Below are 19428 nucleotides of genomic sequence, written 5' to 3'. Positions count from 1 at the left end.
TCCGTGATCACGTTCTCTCGGCGATATCTCCTGGTCACCCTGGCATGGCTGGTGACCCGGGGGTGGGTGGTGATCCTCTACGGCTTCCCGGCCGCGGCGGAGGGCTCGTTCTCCTGGTGGGGCGCGGAGTGGGGCGTGGTGGGCGACGTGAACTACTACCGCGACAGCCTCGACGCACTGGCTACGGACGGGGTCGCGGGGACGCTGGTCGAGTATCCGGTGCCGGCGCTGCTGCTGCTCTGGATCCCGTACGCCGCGATCGGCCTGCTCCAGCTGGGTGGGGAGGCGTACATCGTGGCTGTGCTGGCGATGGCGGCGCTGACCGACCTGCTCTTCATGGTGCTGCTCGTCCGCAACCGCCGCGGGACGCACCCGAGGTTCGGGATCTCCGCCGCGGAGGCGTTGTGGCTGGTCGCCGTCCCGGCGCTGGGGGCGACGGCGTACGCCCGCTTCGACCTCTTCCCCGGGATCATGGTCGGCCTGGCGGTGCTCTACGCGGCCAGGAGACCGAAGGTGGCCGCCGCGTTCGCGGCCTTCGCGACCGGCGCGAAGTACTGGCCGATCCTGGTCATCCCGGCCCTCGCGGCGAACCGCGCCACCCGCCGCGGGGTCATCCTGACTGTCGCCGGCACCGGCATCGCCCTGGCCGGGCTGAGCTTTGTCCTCGGTGGCTGGGAGCGGCTCTGGACACCGCTGAACTACCAGAGCGAGCGCGGTCTGCAGATCGAGTCGGTCTTCGCGACCCCGGCGATGTACGAGTGGGGCCACGGCGGTCCGGAGAGCGGCTACGCCATCGACTACACCGAGTGGAAGGCGTACGACATCAGCGGGCCGCTGGTCGAGTCGCTGCTCCTCGCGGCGACGGTCGCCTCCGTGGTCGCCGGGGCGCTCGTCATCGTCTGGTGGATGCTCGCCTGGCGTCGGCTCCCCCTCGGCGAGAGGACCGAGGAGACGATCGTGTGGCTGGTGCTCGCGACGGTGGCCGCGTTCCTGGTGACCAACAAGGTGCTCAGCCCACAGTACATGCTCTGGCTGCTCCCCGCCGCCGCCGCCGGGCTGGTCCTGCTCCGCGGCCGGGCTCGCCGTCAGCTCGGGATCTGGTCGGTCGTGCTGGTCGTGGTGACGCTGCTGACCCACGAGATCTTCCCGCGGATGTACGGCTACATGCTCACCTTCAACGACATCGGCTCGCCGTGGATCACCGAGGTGCTGGCCTGGCGCAACGGCCTGCTGGTGCTTCTCTTCCTCTACGCCGCGTGGCGCACGACCCGGCTGCTGGCCACATCGTCGAGCGACGACGAGCCAGCAGCCGAGGTCACGACAGGCAGACCCGGGCGACGTCGCCCTGAGCCGAGTAGATCGTGACCGGCTCCTCGGCGAACACCGGCCGGCAGGCCGCCGCGGTGAGCTCGTGCACGGTGACGCCGTCGTAGAACCCGTGGTCGTCGCAGTTCTCGTAGTTCACGAAGACCTCCCCGGGCTCGCCTCCGTCGCGGAAGATCCGCAGGATGACGTACGCCGTGACCGGCTGCCCGGCGGCACAGTTCTGCGGCGTGTTGGGACCGGATCGGGCCGGCGCGCTGCGGATCGCCTCGACGAGGCCGGCGGCGTCGGAGCCGGTGATCTCTCGCGACCCGGTCAGCGATGCCGAGGACGGCTCGTACCGGCAGATCGCGATCGACTCCGGGTCGTCGCCCTCCAGCGGCGAGGTCGCGGGGTCGGTCTTCGGCCGCACCGGGTCGCCCTCGGCAAGCGGCGAGGCGGTCTCGCAGCCGTAGGGATCCTTCGCCACGGTCCTCATGGATCCCTTGATCTCCTGGTTGACCCGCTCGTCGCCCGGCCCGGTGAGGATCGTGGCGTACGCGTCATCCCCGACCTGGACCCGGGTCAGCAGCCAGCCCTCGTGCTCCCAGGAACCGGTCTGGAGGGTGGCGCCCTTGCCCGGCTTCTCGATCAGGACGTAGGGCTGCCACAGCGCGAACGGCACCTTGCCGAACTGCGGCGGGAAGTCACGGTCCTCGGTCTCGTTGCAGGCGATACTCGGCACCGGCTGGTTGGTGATGTTCGCGACGTAGGGAGTCCGCGGCACGGTGTCCCACTGGTCGCCGGGCTTCGCGATGCACTCCGGCAGCGCCGGCGCCGTGGCGTCGGCCCACTCCTCGGGCACCTGGAAGGCGATGTCGTAGCGGACCGCCCAGCGGTTGCCGTCCGCGGGCGGGGGCAGGTCGGTGCGGCCGCGCTCGATGTAGGTGCCTTCGGGGGCCGCCTCATCGGCACCGAGCGCCTTGGGCGCGCTGTCGGAACGGTCCTCGTCGCCGGAGGCGTCGCTCGCGGCGGTGCTCTCGCCACCACTGCCGGTGGGCTGCAGGTTGGCCACCACGCCACCCAGGCCGACGACGGCCAGCACCGCGGCGGCAGCGGCCAGGATCCAGGGCGCCTTCCGGCGTACGGATGCCTTCTCCTCGGCCTTCTCGGTCTCGTCGGACAGGTCAGCCGGTCCAGGCTCTTCAGAGGCCCCGGGGATCGCGAGCTCCCGCGGCTCGAAACCGTCGGCCGCACGGGCCAGGGCGGCCCGGAAGGCCCGCTCCTCGCGCTCGAAGTCACTCATTGTCAACCCCCTCGTTCCCTCTCTGATCAACAGAGCCTTGCTCGTTCAACCGCTGCCTCAGCTTGGCCAGCGCCCGGTGCACATGTGAGCGGGCCGTCGCCTCGGCGCAGTCCAGCACCGTTGCTATCTGCGCGAACGACAGGTCCTCGTAGAACCGGAGGACCACCGCCGCTCGCTGGTTGGACGGGAGCGTCTGCACCAGCTCCCACGCCTCGTCCGCGTCCCGCTCCTCGGGGCCGGGCTCATGGCTGGTCGCCATCGGCTCGACGTCCTCGACCAGCACCAGCCGGCGCCGCTTGCGCCAGCCGCTGATCGACCCGTTGACGATGCTCCTCTTCACGTACGCCTCCGCCGTCCCGGACGCCGCCAGCGACTCCCACCGCGGCAGCGCACGGGCGAGGGCGTCCTGCACCAGGTCAGGAGCGTCGGAGTTGTTGCCGGTCACCAGATAGGCGAACCGCTGTAGCGCGGGCCCCCTCGAGGCCACCCAGGCCCCGAAGTCCGGATCCCTCTCCTGCTCTTCGGCATCCACGGACACCTCCTCTGGCACGTTCACACACCTCCTACGCGAAGTCTGGCGCGTTCGTTGCGTGTAGCGGGGAATTGAGTTGCCCGAAGTCGTCCCGGTCCTAAGGTTGGCCGGGTGACCCGTGAAGTAGACGCCCGCACCGACCGCTATGTCGAGGAGCTCTGCGCCCTCGACCCGCTGACCGCGACGTACGTCGGTGTCGCCGGCCACGACGCGGAGCTCCCCGACCTCTCCCCCGACGGGATGCAGGCGATGGAGGAGCTCAACCGGGCGGCCTACGCCGACGTGGCCGCGATCAAGCCGGTCGACGAGCGTGAGCAGGTCGCCAAGGACGCGTTCCTGGAGCGGGTCGGGCTCGACATCGAGTTCGCCGACGCGCAGCTGGACCGGAAGTTCGTCTCCGTCATCACCAGCGGCATCCACAACCTGCGCGAGGTCTTCGACCTGATGCCGACCGGCACCGAGGACGACTGGGCCGCGATCGGCGCCCGGCTGGCCGGGATGCCGGACGCGGTCGCGGGCTACACCGCGACCCTCCGGGAGGAGGCCGCGGCCGGACGGGTCTCGGCGACGGCTCAGTACGAGAAGGTCGCCGACCAGATCCTGAGCTGGACCGGGCGGAAGGGCGCCGGCGACTTCTTCACCGGTCTGGTCTCACGTGCCCCCGACGCCGTTCCTGCCTCCCTGCGCGCCGAGCTCGAGGCCTCGGCCACGAAGGCCAACGAGGCGTTCGCCGAGTTCGGGCGCTTCATGGCCGCCGACCTGGTGCCCAACGGGCTTCCGAAGGAGGCCGTCGGGCGCGACCACTACCAGCTCTCCTCCCGGCGCTACCTCGGCGCCGAGATCGACCTCGAGGAGACGTACGCCTGGGGTTGGGAGGAGCTCAAGCGACTCTCCGACGACATGGAGGCCACCGCCGACCGGATCTTGCCAGGTTCGAGCGTCGTCGAGGCGGCGGCCCATCTCGACAAGGATCCCGCGCGGCAGCTGACCTCGACCGCCGCACTCAAGGAGTGGATGCAGACCGCCGCCGACCGCGCCATCGCGGAGCTGGCCGACGTGCACTTCGACATCCCCGAGCCGGTCCGGCGGATCGAGTGCATGATCGCGCCGACCACCGACGGCGGGATCTACTACACCGGCCCCTCCGAGGACTTCTCCCGGCCCGGCCGGATGTGGTGGTCGGTGCCCGAGTCAGTCACTTCGTTCGGCACCTGGCGCGAGCTGACCACGGTCTACCACGAGGGTGTGCCGGGCCATCACCTCCAAGTCGCCCAGACCGCCTACCGCGCCGAGCTGCTCAACCGCTGGCAGCGGCTGATGTGCTGGGTCTCGGGCCACGGCGAGGGCTGGGCGCTCTATGCCGAGCGCCTCATGGACGATCTCGGCTACCTGGACGACCCCGGTGACCGCCTCGGCATGCTCGACGGCCAGTCCTTCCGGGCCGCGCGGGTGATCATCGACATCGGCATGCACCTGGAGCTGACGATCCCGGAGGACAACCCGTTCGGCTTCCACCCCGGCGAGGTGTGGACGCCCGAGCTCGGCCGAGAGTTCATCGGACAGCACTGCCTGATGGAGGATGCCTTCCTCGACTTCGAGGTCGCCCGCTACCTAGGCTGGCCGGGCCAGGCCCCGTCCTACAAGGTGGGTGAGCGGATCTGGCTCCAGGCTCGCGAGGACGCGCGGGCTCGTGCCGGCGCCGCCTTCGACATGAAGGCCTTCCACCGCGCGGCGCTCGACCTCGGCTCGCTCGGCCTCGATCCTCTTCGGGCGGCGCTCGGACGGCTGTAGCGCTGCGGGGTTGGTCAGAAGATTTTGGTCGTACGCCGGGTGCTGCTTCGTCTGCGCTCTGTTCGACGGGGTTGGGCTGGGCCGCCGACCCGTTCTTCGAGGGTCTTCTCGACCTGCCCCGGAGTAAAGGACGGCCTGCGGCCGCCGGCTACGCCGGTCGCCTGCGGCGATCCTTGACACCGGACCATGTCGAGAAAAGATTTGGCTGGCTATCGGGGCGGCGGCCCGGGTGTGGCCACGGCACACTCACCCACGGAAGGTGACCGCTCCACACCTACGCCAGGCATGGGGTCTCCGGGTGAAAGAAAGGTTTCTTTCACCCCACCAACCCCACCCCCGGCCGAGCCATCTCTGAGGCGAACGAAAATTCGTTCACCTCCCCACGAGGCCCCTACTCGCGCGAATCCTGGGGCAAGTTCCGGACGAACGAAAATTCGTTCGCCTCCCACCCAGCCCGGCTGACCANGGGCCCTGGAGCAGCATGCTGCTCCGGGGCCCGGCCGTTCGTGCTCAGGCGACGGTGTGTGAGCGTCGCTGGGAGCGCCGGGCGGCGAGCAGCTCGCCGACGGCGCTGGACTGCTTCGGGCCGCGCTGCAGGCGGGCGTGGTGGGGCAGGGCCCGGCCCAGGACGGTGAGCCGGGAGCGTACGACCGCGGTCGGGGCCACCCGCATCACGGCCTGGGCGCCGAGGCCGATCCGGGCGAGGAACCGGTTGCCGTCACGGCCACCGGCGGAGGCCGCGGCCGCGATGGTCCTGACCCCGCGCTCCTCGGCGAAGGAGACGGCCGACTCCATCAGCATCCGGCCCACGCCACGGCGGCGGAAGCTGGGAACGACGTGAGGCGCGAAGATCTGCACCGTCGGCTCCAGGTTGAGCGGACCGAAGGTGGTCGCACGCACGTAGACCGCTCCGACGGGCTCGCTGCCGCACTCGGCGACCAGGAGACGCTGGTCGGGGGAGGCGTCGGCTGCACGGATGATCGTCTCCAGGTCGCTCAGCTGCTCCTGGGCGTCCGCCATCCGCAACGAGTCCTGCCAGATGCCGAGAAGGAAGAGCGCGTCATCGGCTCGTGCCTCTCGCATCGTCACCGGCACCCTCATCGAGTCCGTCCTCCGAGAGTGCCGTGCGTACAGATGATCACAATTCCTCCACGATCGTGGCTGTTCCTGGGCGGAATCGGGTTTCCCGAGTGATTATGGGTCACCACGGCGCCGATATTACGGAGCCGATGATGGCGGCAACCCAGGCAATGATGCCATGGGGGAGATGTAACGGATTGGTGAAAAGACAGGTCCCTCGGGTGATTCACCCTCCGAGCGTCTCTAATGTGTCTCCGCAAGGTCCGGCGTGAGCCGGGCCAGCCCATACGAAAGAGGGACTAAGCAGTGAACTCATCATCCTCTACCTGGATGAAGCTGACCGCAGGCGCCGGCGCCTTGGCGCTCAGCTTCACCCTCGCCGCCTGCGGTGGCGAGACCGCTTCCGAGGAGCCGGAGAAGAAGGCCGCCGCCAAGGGCGACGGCACTCTCACCATCGGGCAGCTTCTCCCGCAGACCGGTAGCCTCGCGTTCCTCGGCCCGCCCGAGTTCGCCGGTTCCGACCTGGCGATCCAGGACATCAACGCCGCCGGTGGTGTGCTCGGCAAGGACGTCGTGTCCGTCGTAGCAGACTCCGGTGACACCACCTCCGCGATCGCCCCCACCGAGGCCGACAAGCTCATCGACGCCAAGTCCGACGTCATCGTCGGCACCGCGTCCTCGGGCGTGTCGATGACCGTGATCGACAAGATCATGTCGTCCGGCACCGTGATGTTCTCCCCGGCGAACACCTCGACCGAGTTCGACGAGGGCGACTTCTCGAAGCCGGACCTCTACTTCCGCACGGCTCCGTCCGACATCCTGCAGGGCGCCGTCATGGCCAACCTGCTGCTCGAGGACAAGCGCACCAACGTGGCGATCCTGGCCCGCCAGGACGCCTACGGCGAGACGCTTGCCGAGGAGGTCAAGGCCAACCTCGAGGGTGCCGGCTCCAAGGTCGCCACCACGGCGTTCTACTCCGAGGACGCCACCTCGTTCGACGCCCAGATCAACGATGTCGCCGGCTCCGGTGCCGACGCGGTCGTCGTGATCGCCTTCGAGGAGACCAAGAAGCTCATCCCGCAGCTCATCGCCGCGGGTGCCGGTCCGGCCAAGCTGCCGACGTACTTCGTCGACGGCAACCTGTCGGACTACTCCAAGGACTTCACCAAGGGTGAGCTCAAGGGTGTCAAGGGCACCCTCCCGGGCGCCGAGACCACTGGTGACTTCAAGGAGCAGCTGCTGAAGGTCGACCCGAAGCTGGCCGACTACTCCTACGCCGCCGAGTCCTACGACGCCACCATCGTCTCCGCGCTGGCGGCGATCAAGGCCGACAGCGACGCCGGTGAGGCCATCGCCGAGGAGATCGTCGACATCACCACCGGTGGTGAGAAGTGCGAGACGTACGCGGACTGCGTCAAGCTCATCGAGGACGGCAAGGACATCGACTACGACGGCAAGTCCGGCCCGATCGAGCTCGGCGAGACCGGTAGCCCGACGGCCGCGTCCATCGGTATCTACCAGTACAACGACAAGGCGACCTACGCCCCCGTCAAGTACATCGCTGGCGAGGTCTGAGCCAGATCCACCCAGTGAAAGGGCCCCGGAGCGGCACGCTCCGGGGCCCTTCTCCGTTGGTTCCTACATCGAGATCCGATCGGCGTCGATGAGCGAGCAGGTGATCCGCGAGGTGCAGACCCGCTTGCCGCGCTCGTCGGTGATCACGACCTCGTAGGCCGCCGAGCTGCGGCCGAGGTGGATGGCGGTCGCGGTGCCGGTGACGATTCCGGAGGTCGCGGACCGATGGTGGGTGGCGTTGATGTCGACGCCCACGGCGATCTTGCCCAAGGACGCGGCGTGCATGCCGGAGCCGGTGGACCCGAGCGTCTCGGCGAGCGCGACCGAGGCGCCGCCGTGCAGCAGCCCGTAGGGCTGGGTGTTGCCCTCGACCGGCATGGTGCCGACGACCTTCTCGGCGGAGATCTCCAGGATCTTGACGCCCATCTTGTCGTTGAGGCCGCCCATGCCGTGGGGGAGCGAGGCGAAGAACGTCTCGCCCGCGGTCTTGTCGGTCGGCGAGACGGTCTGGTCGGTGGTCGATGCATCGGTCATGGATGCATCGTCGCATGTGCCGCACGGGGTCGGGACCTGGGGGACGCGCGGGTCTCGACCCGCGGTCGCGCCGTTGTCGGTGGTCGTGGATAGAGTCGGACCGTGGCTGACGTGACGCGTGACCGACTGCTCCTTCTCGATGGGCACTCGCTGGCCTACCGGGCCTTCTTCGCCCTGCCGGTGGAGAACTTCTCGACCGTCACGGGGCAGAACACCAATGCCGTCTACGGCTTCACCTCGATGCTGGTCAACGTGCTGCGCGACGAGGCCCCGACCCATGTCGCGGTCGCCTTCGACCTGTCGCGCCAGACGTTCCGGCTGGAGGAATACTCCGAATACAAGGCCAAGCGCAACAAGACCCCCGACGAGTTCAAGTCCCAGCTGCCGCTGATCCAGCGACTGCTCGATGCGCTGCACATCCGCCACCTGTCCCTCGCGGGCTATGAGGCCGACGACATCATCGCGACCCTGGTGACCCAGGGGCTGGAGGCCGGGATGGAGGTGCTCATCCTGACCGGCGACCGCGACTCGCTGCAGCTGGTCACCGAGTCCTCCACCGTGCTGTACCCGATGCGTGGTGTCTCCGACCTGGCGCGGATGACGCCCGAGGCCGTCGAGGCGAAGTACGGGGTCCCGCCGCACCGCTATCCCGAGATCGCCGCGCTGGTGGGGGAGGACTCCGACAACCTGCCCGGCATCCCTGGCGTCGGCCCCAAGACCGCCGCGAAGTGGATCAACACCTACGACGGCCTCGACAACCTGATCACCCACGCCGACCAGATCAAGGGCAAGGCCGGCGACAACCTGCGCGCCCACCTCGGCGACGTGATGCGCAACCGGCGGCTCAACGCCCTGGTGCGAGACCTGACCCTGGAGGTCGGCCCGGCGGACCTCGGGCGGGTCGAGTGGGACCGGGCAGCGGCGCTGGAGCTCCTGGACGAGCTCGAGTTCCGTGGCGAGATCCGCACCCGGATCACCGACGTGCTCGCGCCCGAGGACGACGTCCCGGTCGACGAGAGCGGCTTCGCGCTCGAGGGCGAGACGCTGGCTCCCGGCGCCGTCGCGACATTCCTCGAGGAGCTCGGGGCCACGCCCGTCGGGGTGCATGTGCGCGGCACCTGGGGCTCCGGCACCGGCCGCGTGGACGGGTTCGGCTTCGCGACACAGGAGCGGGCTGCGTACGTGGGGGTGGAGGAGCTCACCCCCGAGGACGAGGCCGCGCTGGCGGGCTGGCTCGCGGACGCCTCGAGGCCGAAGATCATGCACGACGCCAAGGGGCCCGAGCTGGCTATCGACGCCCACGGCTGGTCCTTGGGCGGGCTGGTGACCGACACGGCGCTGTCGGCCTACATCGTGGCGCCCGACCAGCGCTCCTACGACCTCGCCGACCTGACGCTGCGCTACCTCAAGCGTGAGCTCAAGCAGGAGGACGACGGCGGCCAGGAGTCGCTCTTCGGCGACGACGAGGTCGGTGGCGACGGCGTGGCCAGGACCTCGATGCTCTACGCCCGGGCGGTGATCGACCTCGCCGTCGAGCTCGACTCGGCGGTCGAGGCCGCCGGCGGACACCGGCTCCTCTCCGAGGTGGAGCTTCCGCTGCTGCATCTGCTGGCGCGGATGGAGAAGACCGGCATCGCGGTCGACACCGAGCACCTCGACGCCCTGGAGCGACACTTCGCCGGCCAGATGAAGCAGGCGGCCGACGAGGCCTACGGCGTGATCGGAAAGGAGATCAACCTCGGCTCGCCCAAGCAGCTGCAGGTGGTGCTCTTCGACGAGCTCGACATGCCGAAGACGAAGCGCACCAAGACCGGCTGGACCACCGACGCCGACGCGTTGCAGCAGCTCTACGTGAAGACCGAGCACCCGTTCCTCCTCGCGCTGCTGCGCCACCGTGACGTCACCCGGTTGCGGGTCACCATCGAGGGCCTGCTGAAGACCGTGCAGGACGACGGCCGGATCCACACCACCTTCAACCAGACCATCGCAGCCACCGGGCGGCTCTCCTCGACCGAGCCCAACCTGCAGAACATCCCGGTGCGCACCGAGGAGGGTCGCGGGATCCGCAAGGGCTTCGTCGTCGGCGACGGCTTCGAGTCGCTGATGACGGCCGACTACAGCCAGATCGAGATGCGGATCATGGCNCACCCCGGTCGGCCGAGTGGGCACACAGGTGCCCACTCGGCCGACGTACGTGACGCCTCGGCAGTAGTCTCCTCGCGTGCGCAACGGTCGGATCATCCTGCTCAACGGGGCGTCGAGCTCGGGCAAGAGCAGCATCGGGCAGGAGCTGCTGCCGCTGCTCGAGGACCCGTGGTTCTTCGTGCCGGTCGATGGGATCAGCGGGATGCGGTCGACGGTCCATACGCGGGAGCTCGACGACCCCGGGATCGCCGAGATGCTGCGACGGACCCGGCTGGGCTACCACCGCGCGGTCGCGGCCCTGGCCTCGGTCGGCAACGACGTGATCATGGACTACCCGCTCAGCGAGACCTGGCGGCTCGAGGATCTGCTCGAGGTGCTCGACGGCTACGACGTGACCCTCGTCGAGGTCTGGTGCTCGCCGGAGGAGCTCGAACGCCGGGAGGCCGCTCGCGGCGACCGTCCTGCCGGCCTCGCCCGGTCGCAGACCCTGGTCTACTCGCACGCGTACGACATCCGCGTCGACTCCACCACCGCGAGCCCGGCCGGGTGCGCGAAGGAGATCGCCGAGGCCCTTCCCGCCCTGACCGCGCCCAAGGCCTTCGACCGCCTTCGCGCCGAATAGGCGCTCCCATCGGCCGAGGCGTCGCTTGCGCGAGCCGAAGCGTCACGTGCGTCGGCCGAGCTGTCATCGCCGTGCGCACTCGGCCGACGCGAGCGACTTCTCGGCCGACGTAGGCGACTTCTCGGCCGACGTAGGCGACTTCTCGGCCGACGCGACCGCCCTCTCGGCGGGTGGGGTTGGCAGGGATGAGAAAATGGTTCCCGACATGTCTGAAACGAAGCTTCCCCGCCCCGGTCAGGCCACCCTCGCCGGGTGGCTCATCGTGCTCGGCTCACTGCTCACCGTGGTGACGGCCTGGGACCAGATCTCCGGGCTGCGCAGCCTGGACACCCGGGAGCGGGTGGAGGAGGTGCTGGCCGAGCCGCCGCTGGCCGGCTCGGGGATCGGCCTCGACAACATCCTCGATCTGATGCACGTGATGGCGCTGGTCACCGGCGCCATGGCGGCAGCGGCGGTGATCCTCGGCTGGCACGTGCTCCAGCGCAACAAGCAGGCCCGGCTCGCGCTCACGGTCATCGCGGCGCCGCTCTTCTTCGCCGGCATGTTCGGCGGAGGGTTCTGGTCCACGCTGTCCGCGGTGGCTGTCGTACTCCTGTGGATGTCGCCCACCCGCGACTGGTTCGACGGCGTCTCGCCGACCAAGCGGGAAGCGCTCGACAGCGGCGACCCCGACCAGGAGTCGTACGTCGCGCCGGCTCCGCCGGAGAGCCCGACAGCTTCGGCTGCTTCGACCACCCCGACCGGCTCGACCTCCGGACCGGCTCGGCTCTCGCAGCAGCAGCCGCCGCCGTGGACCGGTGCGATCGCCCAGCCCACCAAGGCGGCGCCGAGGCGCCGCCCGGGGGCCGTGATGGCGGCGGCGGTGCTCACCTGGATCGGCTCAGGGTTGACCGCGCTGATGATGCTGGCCTCGGCGGTGACGGCGACCGCCAACCCAGACATGATCCTCGACGAGGTGCGCAAGCAGGCGGAGAGCGACCCGAACATGCGGGAGGTGGCGAAGCTCTACACCGCCGACATCATCGTCGCCTCGGTCTGGGTCATGGCCGTGCTGGTGGCGCTCGTCTGCGTCGCCGCCGCAGTGTTCGCCGCCTTCGCGATCCGCCGCCACTCCTGGGCCCGGGTCGCGCTGATGATCTCGGCAGGCGTCTCGGCGCTCTCGCTGCTCCTCTTCGCTCTCGCCTTCCCGCCGGCCGTGGTCATCTTCGGCGCCGCGGTCGCGACCTTCTCGTTCCTGCTGCGACCCGAGGTCGCCGCGTGGTTCCGCAACGGGTGACACGGCGGGCCGGATAGGCTCCGCGGCATGTCAGATCAGTTCGGCTCCTTCGACAACCCCTACGGCGGCAAGCCGCCGTTCGAGGGGCAGGAGCCGCCGCCCCCGACGCCGTACGCCACACCCCAGCCGTACGCCGCCCCGCAGCCGACACAGCCGCCGCAGCCCCAGGGATGGGGCCAGGCGCCCCCGGCCTACGGCCAGTACGCGATGGGTCAGCAGCCCCCGGCGTACCTTCGCCCTCACTATCCGCAGCCCGATCCCGACACCCGCCCGGGGACGGTGGTCGCGGCGTCGATCATGACGATCGTGGGGTCGGTGATCGCCCTGCTGATCTCGGTGTTCATGGTGCCTGCGGGGATCGCCGACTACAACGACCCGACGTCCTCGGACAAGGGCGTGACGCTGGCGATGATCATCTGGTTCGCCGTCTGCGGCGTACTCAGCCTGATCGCCATCCCGCTCGGGATCATGGTGCTGTTCCGCTCCAAGGTGGCCCGGATCCTGCTCACCGTGGTCGGCTCGGTCGCCGCGCTGCTCTCGCTCTTCGTGGTGCTCTATCCCGCGCTGATCATCGCCGCGCTGCTGATGCTGTACGTCGGCAGGGCAGGCAACTGGTTCGCCCGGAGGAAGCCCGCCGACCCCTGGCAGCCGCCGATGCCGGGCGCGGGACCGCCGACCCACCAGCAGTTCTGACGACCTCGAGACCAGCCGAGCCAGGACATTTCAAACTGACTTGCGAAAGTTTCAAAACTTCTTGACGAAGTTCATCGGCGCCTCTACCTTCTGATGTGGCACTCGTCACATCCCCTCGTGGAGGCCCCGATGACCCGTATCCCCCCGTCCAGGGCCGTGCTCGGCTCACTCGTCGGCCTGTCGGTCGTGGCCGCGCTCCTCGGCAGCGGCCCCGCCGCCGCTGAGGCAGCCGACCTGCCACCGCAGGAGCCCGGCGTCACGCTGCGCACCTACGACATGGCACGTCCCATCGACCAGCTGTGCACGCTGCGCGCCGGCCAGACGCCCAACGTCGACAAGCTCACCTCGCTCATCGACTACGACTCGCCGGCCGACTTCGGTCTCGCCGACCGGTTCATCTCCCACGCCCTGGCCAACCTGAACATCGCTACTGCCGGGTCCTACGACTTCCGGCTGATCAGCGACGACGGCTCCCGACTGGTCATCGACGGCGAAGAGGTCATCGACCACGACGGCCTCCACGGGGAGACTCCGAAGGACGGCAGTGTCACCTTGAGCGAGGGGTTCCACGACCTGCGCGTGGAGCACTTCGAGGACGGCGGCGGCGAGGTGCTGCGCCTGCAGTGGCGCCCGCCGGGCGCTTCGGACTTCTCGCTGGTGCCGACCGACGTCCTGAGCACCGAGGCGGGGGTGGTGCGGGTGACCGCACCGGGCACGAAGTACTGCGAGGGGCAGAACGACACCGCCGGTGACGGCATGCAGCTCGACAGCGTCCACCCGGCGTACGACCTGACCGACCTGCGGCCGGAGGGCTTCGAGCCGATGGTGTCCGCGCTGGACTGGGCGGCGGACGGCCGGCTCGCCGTGGTGACCTCCGGGTCGGTGAGCCCGTCGGGCTGGGTCGAGGACCCCGAGCCCGGCGAGATCTTCCTGCTCAGCAACGCCCGCACCGCCACCGGACCCGAGGACGTCACGGTCGAGAAGGTCGCCACCGACCTGTTCAACCCGATGGGCGTCGCCGTGATCGGCGAGTCGATCTTCGTCTCCGAGCGCGACCAGCTCACCGAGCTGACCGACCCCGACGGCGACGGCTTCTACGACGACCACCGGAAGGTGGCGGAGTGGCCCTTCGGTGAGAACTTCCACGAGTTCGCCTTCGGCCTCCTCCACGACAAGGAGAGCTTCTACGTCAACCTCTCCGTCGCGATCAACTTCGGAGGCGAGACCACCAACCCTCAGCCGGCGAGCAACCGCGGCACCACCCTGAAGATCGACCGTGACACCGGTGAGATCACCTATCTCGCCGGCGGGCTGCGTACGCCCAACGGGATGATGCGCGGGCCCGGCGGCGACCTGTTCGTGATGGACAACCAGGGCGCCTGGCTGCCCAGCTCCAAGCTGGTGCACGTCAAGCCCGGGCGGTTCTTCAACCACTACACCAACCCGTCCGGCCCATTCGACGACCAGCCGGTCACCGGCCCGGCCCTGTGGGTGCCGCAGGGCGAGATCGGCAACTCCCCGAGCAGCCCCATGATGCTGAAGAAGGGCGCGTACGCCGGGCAGATGATCTTCGGCGACGTCACCTACGGCGGCCTCCAGCGTGGCTTCCTGGAGAAGGTCGAGGGCGAGTACCAGGGCGCGGTCTTCCGCTGGTCCGCCGGCCTCGAGGCGGGCGTGAACCGCACCCTGCTCGGGCCTGACGGATCGATCTACGTCGGCGGCATCGGCGAGGCCGGCAACTGGAGCGAGCCGGGCAAGCTCCGCTACGGGCTGCAGCGGATGAGCCCCGCCGACGGCAAGGCGTTCGACATGCACCAGATGCGCGCCACCAGGACCGGCTTCGAGATCCGCTACACCCAGGCGCTGTCCCAGGAGACCGTCGACAAGATCGCCGCGGATCCGAACGCCGCGTTCCGGATGACCCACTGGCGCTACGCGCCGCGGCCGACGTACGGCGGTCCGAAGGTCGACGAGCGACCGCTGTTCGTCTCCGGTGCTCGGGTGTCCGCCGATCGCACCAAGGTGACGCTCACCGTCGACGGCCTGGAGGAGGGCCGGGTCGTGCACCTGCGCTCGCCGCGGCCGTTCACCGGCGTGGGCGGTGACCAGCTGTGGAACACCGAGGCCTGGTACACCCTCAACGAGATCCCGGGGTACGTCTCGCCCGCCGACCGCAACTATCTCGAGGCGGAGCAGGCGACCCTGCGCGGCAGCGCCAACGTCGCGGTCGAGCACAACGGCTACTCCGGCTCCGGGTTCGTGGACGGCTTCGGCAATGTCGGCGCCTCGGTCACCTTCGACGCGAAGGTCGCTCGTGCCGGGGCGTACCCGGTCCGGCTGCGCTACGCCAACGGCCCCGACCCGGCGCCCGGCACCAAGCGGGTCTCGGTCTACCTCAACGGCACCGAGGTCGAGCCGTGGGCGCTGGAGTCCACCGGCGACTGGCAGACCTGGGGCACCGCGACCCGGTCGATGAGGCTGAAGGCGGGGGTCAACCGGATCACCCTGAGCTATGACCAGGGTGACGAGGGGAACGTCAACTTCGACTCCCTCAAGGTCGGTGGCGGCGAGGACATCTGTAGGCCGCAGCGACCCGCCCGGGGCTACAAGTCGCTCTTCGACGGCACCCTGAGCTCACTGGCCTCGTGGCGGATGGCCGGCCCGGGCTCGTTCGGCCGGCAGGACGACTGCTCGCTGCGTACGACCAACGGCCTGGGCCTGCTGTGGTACGCCGAGCAGGAGTTCAGCGAGTACAGCCTGAAGCTGGACTGGAAGCTGGTCCGCGATGACAACGGTGGCGTCTTCATCGGCTTCCCCAACCCCGGCAACGACCCCTGGGTCGCGGTCAACCAGGGTTACGAGGTCCAGATCGACGCCAGCGACGCTCCGGACCGCACCACCGGCGCCATCTACACGTTCCAGGGAGCCGATCCGGAGGCCGTCGCGGCGGCTCTCGAGCCGGTCGGGTCGTGGAACTCCTACGACATCCGGGTCGAGGGATCGAACGTCAAGATCTTCCTCAACGGGAAGCTGGTGAACGACTTCACCAGCACCGATCCCGCTCGTGACCTGGCCGGCTTCGTCGGCATGCAGAACCACGGCGGTGGCGAGACCGTCAACTACCGCAACGTCCAGGTGAAGGAGCTCACCGACTGACGCAGACCTCCGACGACGGGGTCAGGAGACGAGCGAGTCGTCCTTGGCCCCGTTGTCGGATCCGCGGACGATCTTGTAGATGCGCAGGCCGATCCAGGCCACGACGGCGACGGCCACGACCAGGATGACGATGTTCTGGAAGCGGCCGACGATCGGCTCGACCTTCTCCCAGTTGTCGCCGAGCTGGTAGCCGGCGACGACGAAGATTGTGTTCCAGATCGCGGAGCCGACGGTGGTGAGGATCAGGAACTTCCAGATCGGCATCCGGGTGACCCCGGCGGGCACCGAGATCAGCGACCGGAAGATCGGGATGAAGCGGCCGAAGAAGACCGTCCAGGCGCCGTACTTCTCGAAGAACGCCTCGGTCTTCTCCAGGTCGGAGGTCTTGACCAGCGGCAGCTTCTCGCCGATCCAGTAGACCCGCTCACGGCCGATGGCCGCACCGATCAGGTAGAGCGCGAGTGCGCCGACGACCGAGCCGAGCGTGGTCCAGATCAGCGCCTCGGCGATCGTGAAGCGGCCCTGCGCGGCGGTGAACCCGGCCAGCGGCAGGATGATCTCCGAGGGCAGCGGCGGGAAGAGGTTCTCCAGCGCGATGCCGAGCCCCGCACCCACCGGGCCGAGCTTGTCCATCAGGTCGACCGCCCAGCCGGCGACGCCGGTGAGCTCCTCGGGCTGGGTGGCGGTGAGGATCATGATGCTCTCTTCGAAGTGTGTGGGTGGGCCGGGGCGGCCGAAGCCTAGCGACCTGAGTTGTGGATCCCCTAGGAGGCCGCGTTGACCGCGTCCAGGTCGGCCCGGGTCAGCACCGACCGGATCTCCAGCTCGACGTCGCGCAGGGACTCGCCGGGCTCGGGCGACCGGTCGATCGCACACACCACAGTGTCCACGACCGCACCAAGCGGACGGAGCGCGTTGACCGCGTCGCGTACGGCACCACCGGAGGTGATCACGTCCTCGATCAGGGTCACGCGCTTGCCCTCGAAGGACGGGCCCTCGGCGAGCTTGGCGGTGCCGTACTCCTTGGCCTTCTTCCGGATGAAGATCGCCGGGATGCCGGTCTTGGCCGACACCATGGTCACGATCGGGATGCCGCCGAGCTCGAGGCCGCCGAGCAGCTCGGTCCCTTCAGGAAGCAGCTCGACCATCCGTGCTGCGACGCGGTCCAGCAGAGCCGGGTTCGCCTCGAAGAGGTACTTGTCGAAGTACGTGTCGCTGACCTGCCCCGAGCGGAGCGTGAACTCCCCGTGCAGGCGGCAGGTGGCGTCGATGTCGGCAGCAAGGGTCTGGTCCGTGGTCACGGCCCCTAGCCTAAGTCGTATGAGTGAGCGCCAGCGAACGACCATAGATGTCAGGCCGCCGCGTCCGTATTCTTCGGTCTGCCCTACGGAGGTGGCGGCATGACGGCACGACGACTCCACGGCATCCCGCCGACGATCTTCTCCGAGATGTCCGCCCTGGCCGCCGCCACCGGCGCGGTCAACCTCGGCCAGGGCTTCCCCGACGTGGACGGCCCCGACGAGATCATCAAGGAAGCCGTCAGCGCCCTGGAGAGCGGACGGAACCAGTACGCCCCCGGCCCGGGCATCCCGGCGCTGCGCGAGGCGGTCGCGGCCCACCAGGAACGCCACTACAGCCTCACCTTCGACCCGGCGCGCGAGGTCGCGGTGACCACCGGCGCCACCGAGGGCATCGCGGCGGCGATCCTCGCCCTGGTCGACCCCGGCGACGAGGTGATCCTCGTCGAGCCCTACTACGACAGCTACCCGGCCATGGTGCAGTTCGCAGGCGGCGTACGTCGCCCGGTGACGTTGAGCCTGGACGCGTCCGCGGCGGGCGGCAGACTGCCGCGCGAGGCGCTGGAAGCCGCTGTGTCGCCGAAGACCAAGGTGCTGCTGCTCAACTCCCCGCACAACCCGACCGGCACGGTGCTCACCCGCGAGGAGCTGGAGACGGTCGCCGGCTTCGCGGTCGAGCACGACCTGACCGTGGTCTCCGACGAGGTCTACGAGCACCTGACCTTCGACGGGACGCCACACATCCCGATCGCCACGCTCCCCGGGATGCGCGAGCGCACCCTGACCCTGTCGAGCATCGGCAAGTCCTACTCCTTCACTGGTTGGAAGGTCGGCTGGGCGACCGGCCCCGAGCACCTGGTCCAGGCGTTGCTGGGCGCCAAGCAGTGGCTGACGTTCACCTCTGGTGCCCCGCTGCAGCCGGCTGCTGCGTACGCGCTCGAGCATCTCGACCACTGGCCCAAGGAGCTCGCCCTCGACCTGCAGGGGCGGCGCGACCTGCTCTGCGACGGGCTGAAGCAGATCGGCCTGGACGTGACGATCCCGGAGGGCACCTACTTCGCCGTCTCCGACATCACCGACCTCGGCTGGAACGACGGGCTCGAGTTCTGCCGGGCGCTGCCCGAGCGGGCCGGCGTCGTGGCCATCCCGTTGCAGGGGTTCTACGACACGGATGCCGGCAAGCAGCTGGTCAGGTGGACCTTCACCAAGCAGCGCGAGGTGATCGAGGAAGCCCTGGAGCGACTCGCCCGAGGGCGCCTGACGCGCTAGCGGTCGGCCCGGGTCTCGGCGTCGTCGTCCGCCGGCGTACGCGGAGGGACGGCCACGCCGAGGATGCGATGTCCTGAGCTTGTCGAAGGGTCGCGGTCCGCGTGACCGTCGTGGTCGAGGTCCCCGGCGAGCCGGGAGGCCGTACGCCGCCGGCGCCACCACTCCACCATCGCGGGCAGGAACGCGAGCGCGAAGAGCAGCAGGATCAGGTAGTCGATGTTGTCGGCCAGCCAGGGCCAGCGGGATCCGACGAAGAAGCCGAACAGCGTCACCGCGAGCACCCACAGCACCCCGCCGACGAGGCTCCAGAAGTAGAACCGTCGCCGGTCCATGTGGGTGACTCCGGCGACGACGGTGACATAGGTGCGTACGAAAGCGATGAACCGGCCGATCACCAACGCCTTGTTGCCGTGCTTGTCGAAGAACTCGCGGGTCTGGTCGAAATGCCGCTTCTTGATGAACCGGCCGTCGCGCTCATAGAGCCGCGGACCGATCTTTCGGCCGATCTCATAGCCGGTCACGTTGCCGGCGAATGCCGCGGCGACGAAGAAGAGCATCGCGATGACGATCTCGATGCCGGGTGGCCCGGGAAAGATGTCGATCTTGCCGGTCGCGATGAAGATTCCGAGCGCGATCAGCAGGCTGTCACCGGGGAGGAACGGGAAGAAGAGGCCGCACTCGATGAAGATGATGATCAGGCTGATCCAGAAGAGCGGCTCGCCGAAAGTGGCCAGCAGAAAGTCCGGACTCATCCACTCCAAACCGGCCAACATCGGCGCAAAATTCCCCGCACCTGTCACGGCCCCTACGGTACCCATAGGTAACAACTCTTGTTGTCGAATATTCTTA

General features: G+C 69.0%; 15 protein-coding genes and 1 pseudogene. 9 read left to right on the top strand and 7 right to left on the bottom strand.

Features of this window, described 5'->3' with window-relative positions:
* The first annotated feature begins 3 nt into the window (after nucleotides 1-3).
* Entirely contained in the window at nucleotides 4-1365 is a 1362-nt protein-coding gene (locus ACFX43_RS17290; protein WP_378830370.1) for a glycosyltransferase 87 family protein, read from the top strand.
* Here ACFX43_RS17290 and ACFX43_RS17285 read toward each other — a convergent pair.
* Together ACFX43_RS17285 and ACFX43_RS17280 are read right to left on the bottom strand one after the other, a co-directional pair.
* Nucleotides 1316-2608: a hypothetical protein gene (locus ACFX43_RS17285; RefSeq protein WP_378830363.1), complete on the bottom strand. Its 1293-nt coding sequence runs from the start codon at nucleotides 2606-2608 to the stop codon at nucleotides 1316-1318. The two genes, ACFX43_RS17290 and ACFX43_RS17285, sit on opposite strands and share 50 nt — an antisense overlap.
* Entirely contained in the window at nucleotides 2601-3140 is a 540-nt protein-coding gene (locus tag ACFX43_RS17280; protein WP_350659327.1) for a SigE family RNA polymerase sigma factor, read from the bottom strand. Before ACFX43_RS17280 ends, ACFX43_RS17285 begins: the two co-directional genes overlap by 8 nt.
* A 111-nt stretch (nucleotides 3141-3251) precedes the next feature.
* Between ACFX43_RS17280 and ACFX43_RS17275 the strand changes: the two genes are divergently transcribed.
* Nucleotides 3252-4931, top strand: coding sequence for a DUF885 domain-containing protein (locus ACFX43_RS17275; RefSeq protein WP_378830358.1), 1680 nt, complete (start codon nucleotides 3252-3254; stop codon nucleotides 4929-4931).
* 510 nt (nucleotides 4932-5441) lie between these two features.
* Here the strand turns inward: ACFX43_RS17275 and ACFX43_RS17270 are convergent.
* A complete protein-coding gene (locus tag ACFX43_RS17270) occupies nucleotides 5442-6014 on the bottom strand; it encodes a GNAT family N-acetyltransferase (RefSeq protein ID WP_378840964.1) in 573 nt (190 codons plus the stop codon).
* A 327-nt stretch (nucleotides 6015-6341) separates the two neighbouring features.
* Between ACFX43_RS17270 and ACFX43_RS17265 the strand changes: the two genes are divergently transcribed.
* Complete coding sequence (locus tag ACFX43_RS17265; RefSeq protein WP_378830356.1) at nucleotides 6342-7586, top strand: ABC transporter substrate-binding protein; 1245 nt, start codon at nucleotides 6342-6344, stop codon at nucleotides 7584-7586.
* A gap of 63 nt (nucleotides 7587-7649) precedes the next feature.
* Here the strand turns inward: ACFX43_RS17265 and ACFX43_RS17260 are convergent, their stop codons facing one another.
* Complete coding sequence (locus ACFX43_RS17260; protein ID WP_160024271.1) at nucleotides 7650-8120, bottom strand: hotdog fold thioesterase; 471 nt, start codon at nucleotides 8118-8120, stop codon at nucleotides 7650-7652.
* A 102-nt stretch (nucleotides 8121-8222) separates the two neighbouring features.
* On the opposite strand from ACFX43_RS17260, the pseudogene polA reads away from it, so the two are divergent.
* From polA to ACFX43_RS17235, 5 genes and pseudogenes are all read left to right on the top strand, one after another.
* A pseudogene (gene polA, locus ACFX43_RS17255) lies at nucleotides 8223-10268 on the top strand (DNA polymerase I); the annotation flags it as partial.
* A gap of 73 nt (nucleotides 10269-10341) precedes the next feature.
* Nucleotides 10342-10887 (top strand): chloramphenicol phosphotransferase CPT family protein, encoded by a 546-nt coding sequence (locus ACFX43_RS17250; protein ID WP_378840960.1) that lies wholly within the window; start codon nucleotides 10342-10344, stop codon nucleotides 10885-10887.
* A 205-nt stretch (nucleotides 10888-11092) separates the two neighbouring features.
* Nucleotides 11093-12163, top strand: a complete 1071-nt coding sequence (locus ACFX43_RS17245) for a hypothetical protein (RefSeq protein WP_378830341.1) — start codon at nucleotides 11093-11095, stop codon at nucleotides 12161-12163.
* 27 nt (nucleotides 12164-12190) lie between these two features.
* Nucleotides 12191-12856 carry a hypothetical protein gene (locus ACFX43_RS17240; RefSeq protein ID WP_378830338.1) on the top strand — a complete coding sequence of 222 codons (666 nt, stop codon included), beginning with the start codon at nucleotides 12191-12193 and terminating at the stop codon, nucleotides 12854-12856.
* Between the two features lie 129 nt (nucleotides 12857-12985).
* Nucleotides 12986-16012 (top strand): family 16 glycoside hydrolase, encoded by a 3027-nt coding sequence (locus ACFX43_RS17235; protein WP_378830335.1) that lies wholly within the window; start codon nucleotides 12986-12988, stop codon nucleotides 16010-16012.
* A gap of 21 nt (nucleotides 16013-16033) precedes the next feature.
* Here the strand turns inward: ACFX43_RS17235 and ACFX43_RS17230 are convergent, their stop codons facing one another.
* Both ACFX43_RS17230 and pyrE read right to left on the bottom strand, forming a co-directional pair.
* Complete coding sequence (locus ACFX43_RS17230; RefSeq protein ID WP_378830333.1) at nucleotides 16034-16708, bottom strand: DedA family protein; 675 nt, start codon at nucleotides 16706-16708, stop codon at nucleotides 16034-16036.
* Nucleotides 16709-16776: 68 nt separating this feature from the next.
* Complete coding sequence (pyrE, locus tag ACFX43_RS17225; RefSeq protein WP_350715851.1) at nucleotides 16777-17313, bottom strand: orotate phosphoribosyltransferase; 537 nt, start codon at nucleotides 17311-17313, stop codon at nucleotides 16777-16779.
* Nucleotides 17314-17412: 99 nt separating this feature from the next.
* Between pyrE and ACFX43_RS17220 the strand changes: the two genes are divergently transcribed.
* Complete coding sequence (locus tag ACFX43_RS17220; RefSeq protein WP_378830327.1) at nucleotides 17413-18579, top strand: aminotransferase class I/II-fold pyridoxal phosphate-dependent enzyme; 1167 nt, start codon at nucleotides 17413-17415, stop codon at nucleotides 18577-18579.
* Here the strand turns inward: ACFX43_RS17220 and ACFX43_RS17215 are convergent.
* Nucleotides 18576-19331 (bottom strand): DedA family protein, encoded by a 756-nt coding sequence (locus ACFX43_RS17215; RefSeq protein WP_378830324.1) that lies wholly within the window; start codon nucleotides 19329-19331, stop codon nucleotides 18576-18578. The genes ACFX43_RS17220 and ACFX43_RS17215 overlap by 4 nt on opposite strands.
* Nucleotides 19332-19428 lie beyond the last annotated feature (97 nt).

The organism is Nocardioides sp. YIM B13467 (assembly GCF_042788075.1).
Classification (GTDB): Bacteria; Actinomycetota; Actinomycetes; order Propionibacteriales; family Nocardioidaceae; genus Nocardioides.
The sequence above is the reverse complement of the archived record's forward strand: the minus strand, read 5'-3'. Positions and strand labels throughout refer to the sequence as shown.